The 13,669-nt window shown below is 71.0% G+C and carries 17 protein-coding genes; 13 read left to right on the plus strand and 4 right to left on the minus strand.

What is annotated here, in order from left to right; translation table 11 throughout:
* The first annotated feature begins 89 nt into the window (after positions 1-89).
* Positions 90-422 (plus strand): hypothetical protein, encoded by a 333-nt coding sequence (locus tag ACWGSR_RS11565; RefSeq protein WP_376239666.1) that lies wholly within the window; start codon positions 90-92, stop codon positions 420-422.
* 107 nt (positions 423-529) lie between these two features.
* Here ACWGSR_RS11565 and ACWGSR_RS11570 read toward each other — a convergent pair whose 3' ends face one another.
* From ACWGSR_RS11570 to ACWGSR_RS11580, 3 genes are all read right to left on the minus strand, one after another.
* Positions 530-1,489 carry a COX15/CtaA family protein gene (locus ACWGSR_RS11570; protein WP_376239664.1) on the minus strand — a complete coding sequence of 320 codons (960 nt, stop codon included), beginning with the start codon at positions 1,487-1,489 and terminating at the stop codon, positions 530-532.
* Positions 1,490-1,562: 73 nt separating this feature from the next.
* On the minus strand, positions 1,563-2,357 hold the full coding sequence (locus ACWGSR_RS11575; protein ID WP_453565635.1) for an ABC transporter permease: 795 nt from the start codon (positions 2,355-2,357) through the stop codon (positions 1,563-1,565).
* 88 nt (positions 2,358-2,445) lie between these two features.
* A complete protein-coding gene (locus tag ACWGSR_RS11580; RefSeq protein ID WP_453565638.1) occupies positions 2,446-3,384 on the minus strand; it encodes an ABC transporter ATP-binding protein in 939 nt (312 codons plus the stop codon).
* A 180-nt stretch (positions 3,385-3,564) separates the two neighbouring features.
* Here ACWGSR_RS11580 and ACWGSR_RS11585 point away from each other — a divergent pair, with 180 nt between their 5' ends.
* From ACWGSR_RS11585 to ACWGSR_RS11625, 9 genes are all read left to right on the plus strand, one after another.
* The gene (locus tag ACWGSR_RS11585) at positions 3,565-4,290 is read left to right on the plus strand and encodes a helix-turn-helix transcriptional regulator (protein WP_376239656.1); all 726 of its coding nucleotides are present in this window, start codon (positions 3,565-3,567) and stop codon (positions 4,288-4,290) included.
* The gene (gene sufB / locus ACWGSR_RS11590; RefSeq protein WP_053642064.1) at positions 4,287-5,702 is read left to right on the plus strand and encodes a Fe-S cluster assembly protein SufB; all 1,416 of its coding nucleotides are present in this window, start codon (positions 4,287-4,289) and stop codon (positions 5,700-5,702) included. Before ACWGSR_RS11585 ends, sufB begins: the two co-directional genes overlap by 4 nt.
* A 62-nt stretch (positions 5,703-5,764) precedes the next feature.
* A complete protein-coding gene (sufD, locus tag ACWGSR_RS11595) occupies positions 5,765-6,946 on the plus strand; it encodes a Fe-S cluster assembly protein SufD (protein ID WP_376239652.1) in 1,182 nt (393 codons plus the stop codon).
* The gene (locus tag ACWGSR_RS11600) at positions 6,946-7,263 is read left to right on the plus strand and encodes a bifunctional 3-phenylpropionate/cinnamic acid dioxygenase ferredoxin subunit (RefSeq protein WP_030205123.1); all 318 of its coding nucleotides are present in this window, start codon (positions 6,946-6,948) and stop codon (positions 7,261-7,263) included. Before sufD ends, ACWGSR_RS11600 begins: the two co-directional genes overlap by 1 nt.
* A 7-nt stretch (positions 7,264-7,270) precedes the next feature.
* Positions 7,271-8,035, plus strand: a complete 765-nt coding sequence (sufC, locus tag ACWGSR_RS11605; protein ID WP_030692513.1) for a Fe-S cluster assembly ATPase SufC — start codon at positions 7,271-7,273, stop codon at positions 8,033-8,035.
* Positions 8,032-9,300 (plus strand): cysteine desulfurase, encoded by a 1,269-nt coding sequence (locus ACWGSR_RS11610; RefSeq protein WP_053642066.1) that lies wholly within the window; start codon positions 8,032-8,034, stop codon positions 9,298-9,300. Before sufC ends, ACWGSR_RS11610 begins: the two co-directional genes overlap by 4 nt.
* Before the next feature lie 9 nt (positions 9,301-9,309).
* A complete protein-coding gene (gene sufU / locus ACWGSR_RS11615; protein WP_376239648.1) occupies positions 9,310-9,783 on the plus strand; it encodes a Fe-S cluster assembly sulfur transfer protein SufU in 474 nt (157 codons plus the stop codon).
* Complete coding sequence (locus ACWGSR_RS11620; RefSeq protein WP_055644196.1) at positions 9,780-10,118, plus strand: metal-sulfur cluster assembly factor; 339 nt, start codon at positions 9,780-9,782, stop codon at positions 10,116-10,118. Before sufU ends, ACWGSR_RS11620 begins: the two co-directional genes overlap by 4 nt.
* Before the next feature lie 48 nt (positions 10,119-10,166).
* On the plus strand, positions 10,167-10,532 hold the full coding sequence (locus ACWGSR_RS11625) for a VOC family protein (RefSeq protein WP_376239644.1): 366 nt from the start codon (positions 10,167-10,169) through the stop codon (positions 10,530-10,532).
* A gap of 26 nt (positions 10,533-10,558) precedes the next feature.
* Here ACWGSR_RS11625 and ACWGSR_RS11630 read toward each other — a convergent pair whose 3' ends face one another.
* Positions 10,559-11,602, minus strand: a complete 1,044-nt coding sequence (locus tag ACWGSR_RS11630; RefSeq protein WP_453565645.1) for an oxidoreductase — start codon at positions 11,600-11,602, stop codon at positions 10,559-10,561.
* Positions 11,603-11,686: 84 nt separating this feature from the next.
* Between ACWGSR_RS11630 and ACWGSR_RS11635 the strand changes: the two genes are divergently transcribed.
* From ACWGSR_RS11635 to dapD, 3 genes are read left to right on the plus strand one after another with little or no spacing between them, the layout of a single operon-like run.
* The gene (locus ACWGSR_RS11635) at positions 11,687-12,007 is read left to right on the plus strand and encodes a DMT family transporter (protein WP_453565648.1); all 321 of its coding nucleotides are present in this window, start codon (positions 11,687-11,689) and stop codon (positions 12,005-12,007) included.
* Complete coding sequence (locus ACWGSR_RS11640) at positions 12,007-12,624, plus strand: TetR/AcrR family transcriptional regulator (RefSeq protein WP_376239637.1); 618 nt, start codon at positions 12,007-12,009, stop codon at positions 12,622-12,624. The genes ACWGSR_RS11635 and ACWGSR_RS11640 overlap by 1 nt, the downstream gene beginning before the upstream one ends.
* Positions 12,625-12,668: 44 nt before the next feature.
* A complete protein-coding gene (gene dapD / locus ACWGSR_RS11645; RefSeq protein WP_453565651.1) occupies positions 12,669-13,652 on the plus strand; it encodes a 2,3,4,5-tetrahydropyridine-2,6-dicarboxylate N-succinyltransferase in 984 nt (327 codons plus the stop codon).
* Positions 13,653-13,669: the final 17 nt, after the last annotated feature.

Here is a 13,669-nt window from a genome sequence, read left to right on the forward strand (position 1 = left end):
CATGTCCTCGCGGCCGCGGGGGGGTCGTGGGACAAACCCGCGCCGCCCGGCCGTCGCCGTTCGATCTACCCGTCGGTAGCATCCTTGCCATGGCAGACACGAAGGCAGACACGAAGAAGGACGAGCGCAGGGTCGCCCGGCTCACCAAGCAGATCCAGGCCTTCTCCGAGGAGCACGGCGGCTCCGAGGGACACCTGGAGCACATCGGCCAGGCGGGCACCCGGATCGTCCTCGTCGGCGCGGACGGCCTCTGGGGCGACCTGGTCGCCCCGACGTACGCGCTCGCGGAGCGGGCCGCCGAGAAGGCCGGGCTGACGCTCCACGAGGAGTTCGACGGCGAGTTCGCCGCGAAGGTCGTCACCGGTCCGTACGAGTGGACCCGGATGGCGGGCATCCAGATCGGCGGCCCCTCCGACCGCTGAAGCGGCGCGGGCGCACACGCGAAGGGCCCACCGGCTCGCGGGAACCGGTGGGCCCTTCTGTCTGTGTGCGTGTACGTGCGTGCGTGCGTACGGGAGCGGGCGGGACCTCAGGCCTTCGCGAGCTCCGGGTCGGCCTGGGCCGGGATCTCCGGGGCGCTCAGCGGGCGCTCGCGCATGCTCAGGGCGAGCCGCAGGACCGCGATCCACATCAGCGAGGAGCCGAGCATGTGGGCGGCGACCAGGATCTCGGGGACCCCGGTGAAGTACTGGACGTAGCCGATGCCGCCCTGGGCGAGCAGCACGATCAGCAGGTCGCGGGCGCGGGCCCGGGTGTCGTCCGGGGCGTCCACCGCGCGCAGGACCAGCCACATCGCGACCGCGAGCGCGCAGACGACCCAGGCGGCGATCGCGTGCAGGTGCGCGGCGTTCGTCCAGTCCCACGGCATGCGCGGCACGTCGCTGCTGTCGCCGGCGTGCTTGCCGGAGCCGGTCACGGTGGTGCCGAGCGCGATCAGCAGGCCCGAGGTGATCGTGATCGCCCAGGCCAGCCTGCGGACCGGGCGCGGCGCGCGCGGGCGGGGAGCGGTGTCGCCCTCGCCGGTCCGGTGCCAGGTGACGACGGCGACCGTGAGCAGCGCGTTCGCGGCGAGGAAGTGGCCGGCGACCGTCCACGGGTTGAGGCCCATCCACACCGTGATGCCGCCGAGGACGGCGTTGCTCATCACGATCCAGAACTGGACCCAGGCGAGCCGGGTGAGGCCGCGCCGGCGCGGCTTGACCGAGCGCACGGCGATGATGGCCCAGCCGACGGCGGCCGACAGGACGTACGTCAGCATCCGGTTGCCGAACTCGATGGCGCCGTGGAGGCCCTGCTCGGGCGTGGCGAAGAGGCTGTCGTCCGTGCACTTGGGCCAGGTGTCGCAGCCGAGGCCGGAACCGGTCAGCCGGACCGCGCCGCCGGTGACGATGATGAGCACGCTCATCACGACGGCGGAGAGCGCGGCGCGCCGGAGCGTCCGGGGGGACGGGGTCCAGCGCCGGGCGATGAGGGCGAGGGGGTTCAGCACGGGCCCTATCGTAGGACGGCGCTTGTGCGTGCTTTCACGAGGGGGGCGTATGTGGCCGAACGGAACCTTACGGTTACTCCCAGCGGAAGAACCTCGCCGCCGCCCCGAGCCCCAGGACCGCCCAGACCGCGAGGACCAGCGCGTCGCCCCACGGCATCGGCGCCCCGCCCTGGAGGACGTCCCGCAGGCCGTCCGAGAGGGCCGAGATCGGCAGCAGGGCGAGCACGTCGCCCGCGGCGCCGAACTTCTCCAGGGGCACGATCACCCCGCCGCCCACCAGGAGCAGCAGGAAGACCAGGTTGGCGGCGGCCAGGGTCGCCTCGGCCCTGAGCGTGCCGGCCATCAGCAGGCCGAGGCCGGAGAAGGCGGCCGTGCCGAGGACCAGGAGCAGCAGCACCGAGAGCGGGTTCCCCCGCGGGGACCAGCCGAGCGCGAGCGCGATCGCCGTCAGGAGGGCGATCTGGAGGACCTCGGTGACCAGGACGGAGAGCGTCTTGGCGGTCATCAGGGCCCAGCGGGGGAGCGGTGAGGCCCCCAGGCGCTTGAGCACCCCGTACCGGCGCTCGAAACCGGTCGCGATGGCCTGGCCGGTGAAGGCGGTGGACATCACGGCGAGCGCGAGGACGCCGGGCGCGAGGAAGTCGACGGGCTTCCCGGCCCCGGTGTCGACGACGTCGACGGTGGAGAACAGCACCAGGAGCAGCGAGGGGATGATCACCGTCAGGAGCAGCTGCTCGCCGTTGCGCAGCAGCATCCTGGTCTCCAGGGCGGTCTGCGCGGCGATCATCCGCCCGACGGGGGCGGCACCGGGCCGGGGGGAGTGGGTTCCCGTGCCGGTGGACTTCGGGGGGTGGGTTCCCGTGCTCATGACCTCAGCTCCTTGCCCGTGAGCTCCAGGCCGTGCCGACCCGGGGGACGACCCCCGGACCCCCGGCAGATCTCGTCGGTGGCCGGCTTCATGACCTCAGCTCCTTGCCCGTGAGCTCCAGAAAGACGTCTTCGAGGGTGTGGCGCTCGACCGCGATGCCGTCCGGCATCACGCCGTGCTGGGCGCACCAGCTGGTGACCGTGGCGAGGAGCTGCGGGTCGACGTCGCCGGTGATCCGGTACGTGCCCGGGAGCGTCTCCGCCGCGGCCGTGCCGTCCGGGAGGGCCTTGAGCAGGGAGCCCAGGTCGAGCCCGGAGCGGCCGGTGAAGCGCAGGGTGTTCTCGGCGCCGCCGCGGCACAGCTCCTCGGGGCTGCCCTGGGCGGCGATCCGGCCGGCGTCGACGATCGCGACGTCGTCGGCCAGCTCCTCCGCCTCCTGCATGAAGTGGGTGGTGAGGACGGTGGTCACCCCGTCGGCGCGCAGCTCGCGGACCAGGTCCCAGGTGGCGCGGCGGGCCTGCGGGTCGAGACCGGCGGTGGGCTCGTCGAGGAAGACGAGCTCGGGGCGGCCGACGACGGCCATGGCGAGCGCGAGGCGCTGCTGCTGGCCGCCGGAGAGGCGCCGGTAGGTCGTGCGGCCGCAGGAGTCGAGGCCGAGGCGCTCGATCAGGGCGTCCACGTCCAGCGGGTGGGCGTGCAGCTTCGCCATGTGCCGGAGCATCTCGTCGGCGCGGGCGCCGGAGTAGACGCCGCCGGACTGGAGCATGACGCCGATCCGGGGGCGCAGGGCGGCCGCGTCGGCGACCGGGTCGAGGCCGAGGACCCGGACGGTGCCGCCGTCGGGCCTGCGGTAGCCCTCGCAGGTCTCGATCGTGGTGGTCTTGCCGGCGCCGTTGGGACCGAGGACGGCGGTGACGGTCCCGGCCCGTACGTCGAGGTCCAGGCCGTCGACGGCGGTCTTGTCTCCGTACCGCTTGACCAGGCCGCGGATCTGGACGACGGACTCGGTCGTGGGCTTCCCGTGCATGCCGGGAAGTCTAGAGAGCGCCCGGGGGTCCTTCGGGCGCGGGTCCGGAAGAGTGGTCGAATTCATCCCACGAATGATCGTTTTCCCAGGTCAGGTAAGCCTTACCTGAGTGATGCACGGCACCGTCCGCGCGTCGGACCCGGCTTGTCACTCCCCGATTAATTACGCAACAATGGTGTTGTGAAAAACGTTGGCGCGGCTCCGGTGGAGGAACTCGCGACCCGGGAGCGTTCCACACGCAACCGGGTCGCGCGGTCGATCCTGGACCACGGGCCGTCGACCGTCGCCGACCTGGCCGAACGGCTCCGCCTCACCCAGGCGGCCGTCCGCCGCCACCTCGACTCGCTGGTCGCGGAGAACGTCGTCGAGGCGCGCGAGAAGCGCGTCTACGGCAACCGCGGCCGCGGCCGCCCCGCGAAGGTCTTCGCGCTGACCGACTGCGGCCGGGACGCCTTCGACCAGTCGTACGACTCGCTCGCCGTCGAGGCGCTCCGCTGGATCGAGCGCAACGCCGGGGGCGAGGAGGCCGTCGCCGCCTTCGCCCGGGACCGGATCGAGAGCCAGGGAAGCGCGTACCGCGAGGCCGTCGAGGCGGCCGAGCCCGCGCGGCGGGCCGAGGCGCTCGCCAAGGCCCTCACGGCGGACGGGTACGCTGCCACTGCGCGGAACGCGCCGGTCGGCGAGCAGCTCTGCCAGCACCACTGCCCGGTCGCCCACGTCGCCGAGCAGTACCCCCAGCTGTGCGAGGCGGAGACGGAATTCTTCTCCCGCCTCCTGGGAACGCACGTCCAGCGTCTGGCCACCATCGCCCATGGTGACGGCGTCTGCACCACGTTCATCCCGCACGGCGCTCCACAGACCACCGAATCAGCATCCGCAAGCACGGCCGGGAGGAACCCCGCATGACCACCGAGATCAGCCACCCCGAGCTCGAGGGCCTGGGTCGGTACGAGTACGGCTGGGCCGACTCCGACGCCGCCGGCTCCACCGCCAAGCGCGGACTGAACGAGGACGTCGTCCGCGACATCTCCTCGAAGAAGAACGAGCCCGAGTGGATGCTGAAGCTGCGTCTCAAGGGTCTGCGGCTCTTCGGCAAGAAGCCCATGCCGACCTGGGGCTCCGACCTCTCCGGCATCGACTTCGACAACATCAAGTACTTCGTGCGCTCCACCGAGAAGCAGGCCGCTTCCTGGGAGGAACTGCCCGAGGACATCAAGAACACGTACGACAAGCTCGGCATCCCGGAGGCGGAGAAGCAGCGCCTCGTCGCCGGCGTCGCCGCCCAGTACGAGTCCGAGGTCGTCTACCACCAGATCCGCGAGGACCTGGAGGAGCAGGGCGTCATCTTCGTCGACACCGACACCGCGCTGAAGGAGCACGAGGAGCTCTTCAAGGAGTACTTCGGCACCGTCATCCCGGTCGGCGACAACAAGTTCGCCTCCCTGAACACGGCCGTGTGGTCCGGCGGCTCGTTCATCTACGTGCCGAAGGGCGTGCACGTCGAGATCCCGCTCCAGGCCTACTTCCGCATCAACACGGAGAACATGGGCCAGTTCGAGCGGACGCTGATCATCGTCGACGAGGACGCCTACGTCCACTACGTCGAGGGCTGCACCGCCCCGATCTACTCCTCCGACTCGCTGCACAGCGCCGTCGTGGAGATCATCGTGAAGAAGGGCGGCCGCTGCCGCTACACGACCATCCAGAACTGGTCGAACAACGTCTACAACCTGGTGACCAAGCGCGCCGTCGCCTACGAGGGCGCCACCATGGAGTGGGTCGACGGCAACATCGGCTCCAAGGTCACCATGAAGTACCCGGCCGTCTACCTCATGGGCGAGCACGCCAAGGGCGAGACCCTGTCCATCGCCTTCGCGGGCGAGGGCCAGCACCAGGACGCCGGCGCCAAGATGGTCCACATGGCCCCGAACACCTCCTCGAACATCGTCTCCAAGTCGGTGGCGCGGGGCGGCGGCCGCACCTCCTACCGCGGTCTCATCGAGATCGGCGAGGGTGCCCCGGGCGCCAAGTCCAACGTGCTCTGCGACGCGCTGCTCGTCGACACCATCTCCCGCTCCGACACGTACCCCTACGTGGACGTGCGCGAGGACGACGTCTCCATGGGCCACGAGGCCACCGTCTCCAAGGTCTCCGAGGACCAGCTCTTCTACCTGATGAGCCGCGGCCTCACCGAGTTCGAGGCCATGGCGATGATCGTCCGCGGCTTCGTCGAGCCCATCGCCAAGGAGCTCCCGATGGAGTACGCCCTGGAGCTCAACCGGCTGATCGAGCTGCAGATGGAGGGGTCGGTCGGCTAAGGCCCTCCGCCCGCACGCAGCGACCGTTTCCACGTACGCAGGAAGAGAGCAACACGACAGCCATGGCTGAGGCCCAGAACATCCCGGCGGGATCCACCACCGCCGGCTCGATCGCGGTGGCCGCCGAGTCCACCGTCGCCACGCGCATGAGCGCCCCCCCGTCCTTCGACGTCGCGGACTTCCCCGTCCCGCACGGCCGCGAGGAGGAGTGGCGGTTCACCCCGCTGGAGCGCCTCCGCGGCCTGCACGACGGCACCGCCGTCGCCACCGGCGAGGGCGTCAAGGTCGACATCGAGGCCCCCGAGGGCGTCACCGTGGAGACCGTCGGCCGTGACGACGAGCGCCTCGGCCGGGCCGGCAAGCCCGTCGACCGGGTCGCCGCCCAGGCGTACTCCTCGTTCGAGAAGGCCTCGGTCGTCACCGTCGCCAAGGACGCCGTCCTCACCGAGCCGATCCGCATCGCCGTGCACGGCCGGGGCGGGACCGCCTTCGGCCACCAGGTGATCGAGCTCGGCGCCTTCGCCGAGGCCGTCGTGGTCATCGACCACACCGGTGACGCCGTCCTCGCCGCCAACGTGGACTACGTCCTCGGCGACGGCGCGAAGCTCACCGTCGTCTCCGTCCAGGACTGGGACGAGAAGGCCGTCCACGTCGCCCAGCACAACGCGCTCGTCGGCCGCGACGCCTCCTTCAAGTCGGTCGTCGTCACCTTCGGCGGCGACGTCGTCCGCATCCACCCGCGCGTGGCGTACGCGGCCCCCGGCGGCGAGGCCGAGCTCTTCGGCCTGTACTTCACCGACGCGGGCCAGCACCAGGAGCACCGCCTCCTGGTCGACCACAACACCCCGCACTGCAAGTCCAACGTGGCCTACAAGGGCGCGCTGCAGGGCCAGGACGCGCACGCCGTCTGGATCGGCGACGTGCTCATCCGGGCCGCCGCCGAGGGCACCGACACGTACGAGCTGAACCGGAACCTGGTCCTCACGGACGGCGCCCGGGTCGACTCCGTGCCGAACCTGGAGATCGAGACCGGCGAGATCGCCGGCGCCGGTCACGCCTCGGCCACCGGCCGGTTCGACGACGAGCAGCTCTTCTACCTGATGTCCCGCGGCATCCCGGAGATCGAGGCCCGCCGCCTCGTCGTGCGCGGCTTCTTCGCCGAGCTGGTCCAGCAGATCGGCCTGCCCGACGTCCAGGAGCGCCTGCTCGCCAAGATCGAGGCGGAGCTGGAGGCCTCCGTCTGATGGCCTTCGTCCGAGTCTGCGCGCTGAGCGAGCTGGAGACCGACACCCCGAAGCGGGTCGAGGTCGACGGCACGCCGGTGTCGGTCGTGCACACCGAGGGCGAGGTGTTCGCGATCAACGACATCTGCTCGCACGCGAACGTCTCCCTCTCGGAGGGCGAGGTCGAGGACTGCGCCATCGAGTGCTGGCTGCACGGGTCCAGCTTCGACCTGCGCACCGGCAAGCCCTCCGGCCTTCCCGCGACGCGCCCCGTCCCCGTATACCCCGTAAAGATCGAAGGGGACGATGTGCTCGTCTCCGTCACCCAGGAGTCCTGAGTCACCCATGGCTACGCTTGAAATCCACGACCTGCACGTCTCCGTCGAGGCGGAGAACGGCCCCCGCGAGATCCTCAAGGGCGTCGACCTGACCATCAAGCAGGGCGAGACCCACGCCGTCATGGGCCCCAACGGCTCCGGCAAGTCGACCCTGGCGTACTCGCTGGCCGGCCACCCGAAGTACACGGTCACCGGCGGCACCGTCACCCTCGACGGCGAGGACGTCCTGGAGATGTCGGTCGACGAGCGCGCCCGCGCCGGCGTCTTCCTGGCCATGCAGTACCCGGTCGAGGTCCCCGGCGTCTCGGTCTCCAACTTCCTGCGCACCTCCGCCACCGCCGTCCGCGGCGAGGCGCCCAAGCTGCGCACCTGGGTGAAGGAGGTCAAGTCCGCGATGGAGCAGCTCCAGATGGACCCGGCCTTCGCCGAGCGCAACGTCAACGAGGGCTTCTCCGGCGGTGAGAAGAAGCGCCACGAGATCCTCCAGCTGGAGCTCCTCAAGCCGAAGATCGCGATCCTCGACGAGACCGACTCCGGCCTCGACGTCGACGCCCTGCGGATCGTCTCCGAGGGCGTCAACCGCGTCCGCGAGACCGGCGAGGTCGGCACCCTGCTGATCACCCACTACACGCGCATCCTGCGCTACATCAAGCCCGACTTCGTGCACGTCTTCGCGAACGGCCGCATCGCCGAGTCCGGCGGCGCCGAGCTCGCCGACGTCCTGGAGAACGAGGGCTACGACAAGTACGTGAAGGGTGGCGCGTCCGCGTGACTTCTGCCCATCAGGGGCTCTCCGGCCTCCTCGACACCGAGGCGATCCGCAAGGACTTCCCGCTCCTGGATCGCACGGTCCACGACGGCAAGAAGATCGTGTACCTCGACTCCGCGGCGACCTCGCAGAAGCCGCGTCAGGTCCTCGACGCGCTCAACACGTACTACGAGCGCCACAACGCCAATGTCCACCGCGGCGTCTACACGGTCGCCGAGGAGGCGACGGCGCTCTACGAGGGCGCCCGTGACAAGGTCGCGGCCTTCATCAACGCGCCGAGCCGCGACGAGGTGATCTTCACCAAGAACGCCTCCGAGTCGCTCAACCTCGTGGCCAACATGCTGGGCTGGGCCGACGAGCCCTACCGCGTGGACCACGAGACCGAGATCGCCATCACGGAGATGGAGCACCACTCCAACATCGTGCCGTGGCAGCTGCTCTCGCAGCGCACGGGCGCGAAGCTGAAGTGGTTCGGCCTCACCGACGACGGGCGTCTCGACCTCTCGAACATCGAAGAGGTCATCACCGAGAAGACCAAGATCGTCTCCTTCACCCTGGTCTCGAACCTGCTCGGCACGGTCAACCCGGTCGAGACGATCATCCGCCGCGCCCAGGAGGTCGGTGCGCTCGTCTGCATCGACGCCTCCCAGGCGGCCCCGCACATGGTCCTGGACGTGCAGGCGCTCCAGGCCGACTTCGTGGCCTTCACCGGCCACAAGATGTGCGGCCCGACCGGCATCGGCGTGCTGTGGGGACGGCAGGAACTCCTGGAGGACCTGCCGCCCTTCCTCGGCGGCGGCGAGATGATCGAGACCGTCTCGATGCACTCCTCCACCTACGCGCCGGCCCCGCACAAGTTCGAGGCGGGCACGCCCCCGATCGCTCAGGCGGTCGGCCTCGGCGCGGCCGTGGACTACCTGTCCGCGATCGGCATGGAGAACATCGCGCGCCACGAGCACGCGATCACCGAGTACGCCGTCCGGCGCCTCCAGGAGGTCCCGGACCTGCGGATCATCGGCCCCACCACGGCCGAGGACCGCGGCGCGGCGATCTCCTTCACGCTCGGCGACATCCACCCGCACGACGTGGGCCAGGTCCTCGACGAGCAGGGCATCGCGGTCCGGGTCGGCCACCACTGCGCGCGGCCGGTCTGCCTCCGCTACGGAATTCCCGCGACCACGCGGGCGTCGTTCTATCTGTACTCCACCCCGGCCGAGGTCGACGCCCTGGTCGAGGGACTGGAGCACGTACGGAACTTCTTCGGCTAGGAGACGCTCGTGAAGCTGGATTCGATGTACCAGGACGTCATCCTGGACCACTACAAGCACCCGCACGGGCGCGGTCTCCGGGACGGCGACGCCGAGGTGCACCACGTCAACCCGACGTGCGGCGACGAGATCACGCTCCGCGTGAAGTACGACGGCTCGCGCATCGAGGACGTGTCGTACGAGGGCCAGGGCTGTTCCATCAGCCAGGCCTCGGCCTCCGTCCTCAACGAGCTGCTCGTCGGCAAGGAGCTGGCCGAGGCGCGGAAGATCCAGGGCACCTTCCTGGAGCTGATGCAGTCCAAGGGCCGGATCGAGCCGGACGAGGCGATGGAGGAGGTCCTGGAGGACGCGGTCGCGTTCGCCGGGGTCTCCAAGTACCCCGCCCGGGTGAAGTGCGCCCTGCTGAGCTGGATGGCGTGGAAGGACGCGACCGCCCAGGCGCTGGGGGACGACGACGAGAAGTCCGAGAGGAAGTCGGCATGACCGAGAACGCCGGGGCCACCATGAAGCCGGCCTCCGAGGAAGAAGTCCGTGAGGCGCTGTACGACGTCGTCGACCCCGAGCTGGGCATCGACGTCGTCAACCTGGGCCTGATCTACGGCATCCACATCGACGACTCCAACGTCGCGACGCTGGACATGACCCTGACGTCGGCGGCCTGCCCGCTGACCGACGTGATCGAGGACCAGGCGAAGTCCGCCACGGACGGCATCGTCAGCGAGCTGAAGATCAACTGGGTCTGGATGCCGCCGTGGGGCCCGGACAAGATCACGGACGACGGGCGCGAGCAGCTCCGCGCGCTCGGCTTCAACGTCTGAGCGAGCCCCTCGCACGAACGGCCGTGCTCCCCTGACAGACTGGGGAGCATGGCCGTTCGCATGTACCACCTCGCCGTCGACGCCCACGACCTCTCCGCCCAGGCCCGCTTCTGGGCCGCGGTCCTCGACTGGAAGGTCCTCTACGAGGACGGGCACGAGGTCGTCATCGGGGCCGACGAGTACAGCCTGCCCGGGATGTGCTTCCTGCCCGTGCCCGAGTCCAAGAGCGTCAAGAACCGGCTGCACATCGACCTCACGCCCGACGACCGGGACGCCGAGGTGGAGCGGATCCTCGCCCTCGGGGCCACCCGGATCGACGTCGGGCAGGGCGAGGACGCGACCTGGGTGACCCTCGCGGACCCCGAGGGCAACGAGTTCTGCGTGCTGCGGCCGAAGCGGTCGCTCACGGACTGAGCGGCGGGCCCGGGCCCGCCGGACCGTCAGAAGTCGTACGCCCGCGCCTCCGCCGTCCGGGCGAGCACCGTCGCCAGGTCCTCCGTGCGGATGCGCCGGTCGATGTAGAGCAGCCCGGACACCAGCGGCGGGAAGATCGCGGAGAACACCTGGGCGATGAGGGATCCGACGCCCATGACGATCACCATCGGCACGACCAGGGCGACGAGCTCCTCGGCCGTCTCCGGCGTCGGGCCACTGGCGAGGGGCATGCTCACCAGGGTGCCGAGCAGCTGCTGGAAGATCGCGCTGACGAAGCCCGTGATCAGGCCGGCCACCAGCAGGCCGCCGAAGGTCCGCCACCACGAGCCGGTGACCAGGCGCCAGGACCGCCGCAGGGACGCCGTGGCGCCCTGGCGCTCGATCACCGCCGCCGCCGGGGCGAGGGCGAACTTCACCCAGAGCCAGGCGGCGAGCGGGAGGACCAGCAGGAAGAGGGGGACGAACAGCAGCGACGCGGCCGGGCCGGCGTCGTTGGCGATCACCAGGGCCATCAGGCCGGCGGCCAGGACGGCGAAGAGCAGGAGGGGCGCCAGCATGGACAGCGCGGTCAGGAGGACCGTGCCGAGGACCGCGGGCATCCGCGCCCACGCGCGCCCCCACACGGTCCCGAACGCGACGCGGCCGCCCAGGACCGCCTCCTGGAGGACCACGGGCACCGCCGCCGACACCACGGCGCTCGCGACCAGGGCGCCGATCATCAGGACCAGCCAGACGCAGCCGAACGCGATCAGCGTCGGCAGGAGGTCGTCCGGCGACGGTTCCTCGCCCCTCGGCAGGTCGAGCACGGCGGACACGTGGTCCGCGACGGCCAGGTAGCCGACGCCGATCGCCGCGGCGGTCAGCAGGAGGGCGAACCCGTAGGCGACGGCGGTGACGCCGACGAGCTGCTTCCAGTGGCGTCCGAAGGTGTTGAAGGCGCCCGTCAGGATCTCGCTGAGGGAGAGCGGCCGCAGGGGTATCACGCCGGGCTTCGGCGCCTGAGGCGGAGGAGTGTGGCCGTAGCCGTAGGGCCCCGTGGGATAGGTCATGGGCGACACGGTATCGGTCGGACCTCGCACGTCCGTACGGAATTGTGCGTACGCCCGTACGCAACGATGTGTACGCTCGTACGCATGGGTTACGGACTGCTGGCGGGCGCCATAGCGGCGGAGATCCTCGCCACCACCTCGATGAAGTACAGCGACGGCTTCAGCAAGCTCTGGCCCTCGCTCGTCACCGGCGTCGGCTACCTGATCGCCTTCGCGCTCCTGGCGCAGGCGCTCAAGACGCTCCAGGTCGGCACCGCGTACGCCATCTGGTCCGGCGTCGGCACCGCCGCCGTCGCCGCCATCGGCGTCCTCTTCCTCGGCGAGAGCCTCAGCCTCGCCAAGATCGCCGGGATCCTCCTCATCGTCGCCGGGGTCGCCGTCCTCAACCTCGGCGGCGCCCACTGATGGCCCGGCCCCGCCGCCACGACCCCGACCGCCGCGAGCGGATCGTGGACGCCGCCCTCCGGGTCGTCGGACGGTCCGGCATCGCCGGACTGAGCCACCGCACGGTGGCCGCCGAGGCGGACGTGCCGCTGGGCTCCACCACGTACCACTTCGCCTCCCTCGACGAACTCCTCGTCGCGGCCCTCCGCAGGGCCAACGAGAACTTCGGGCACCGGCTGCGCGAGCGGTCCGCGCGCGTGGGCCCGGACGCCGACCTCGCCGCCGTCCTCGCCCGCTTCCTGGGGGAGTGGCTGGGCGGCGAACGCACCGGTGTGGAGCTGGAGTACGAGCTCTACCTCGCCGCCCTGCGCCGCCCCGCCCTGCGTCCGGTCGCCGCCGAGTGGACCGAGGCCGTCACCGCCGTCCTGGCCCCCCGCACCGACCCCGCCACCGCCCGCGCCCTGGTCGCCCTCGTGGACGGCGTCTGCCTCCAGGTCCTGCTCACCGGCGGGGCGTACGACGAGGAGTACGCGCGCGCGATGCTGGGCCGGATCCTGCACCCCCGCGACCCGGACGAAGCGCCGGACCCCCCTCGTCACGGCTCGTCCGAACCGACGGCGCGCCGGACCGACACCTGAGACCGGTTGGCCCGGGCGGGCACCCGCCGGTTAGGTTTTCCGTCATGACCACTGCTCCTCGCTCCACCGGCGCCGTCGCCGCCGGCCTCGCCACCATCGCCGGCGACGGCACCGTCCTCGACACCTGGTTCCCCGCCCCCGAGCTGACCGACGCGCCCGGCCCCGCCGGCACCGAGCGGCTCGACCCCGACGCGGCCGTCAACGCCCTCGGCGAGGGCGCCGCCAAGGCCCTCGGCGTGGACGCCCGCCGGGGCGTCGAGGTGGTCGCCGTCCGCACCGTCATCGCCTCGCTCGACGAGAAGCCGCTCGACGCCCACGACGCGTACCTGCGCCTGCACCTGCTCAGCCACCGCCTGGTCAAGCCGCACGGCCAGAGCCTGGACGGCGTCTTCGGCCTCCTCGCCAACGTCGCCTGGACCTCGCTCGGCCCGGTCGCCGTCGACGACGTCGAGAAGGTCCGGCTCAACGCGCGCGCCGAGGGCCTGCACCTCCAGGTGACCTCGATCGACAAGTTCCCCCGCATGACCGACTACGTCGCGCCCGCCGGCGTCCGGATCGCCGACGCCGACCGCGTCCGCCTCGGCGCCCACCTCGCCGCCGGCACCACCGTCATGCACGAGGGCTTCGTCAACTTCAACGCCGGCACCCTCGGCACCTCGATGGTCGAGGGCCGCATCTCCGCCGGCGTCGTCGTCGGCGACGGCTCCGACATCGGCGGCGGCGCCTCCACCATGGGCACCCTCTCCGGCGGCGGCAACGTCGTCATCTCCATCGGCGAGCGCTGCCTGATCGGCGCCGAGGCGGGCGTCGGCATCGCGCTCGGCGACGAGTGCGTCGTCGAGGCCGGCCTGTACGTCACGGCCGGCACCCGGGTGACGATGCCCGACGGCGAGATCGTGAAGGCCCGCGACCTCTCCGGCGCCTCGAACATCCTCTTCCGCCGCAACTCGGTCACCGGCGCCGTCGAGGCCCGCCCGAACAACGCGGTCTGGGGCGGCCTCAACGAGATCCTGCACAGCCACAACTGAGGCCCCGTGAGCGACCG

The sequence above is a fragment of the Streptomyces sp. NPDC055632 genome, from assembly GCF_053618675.1.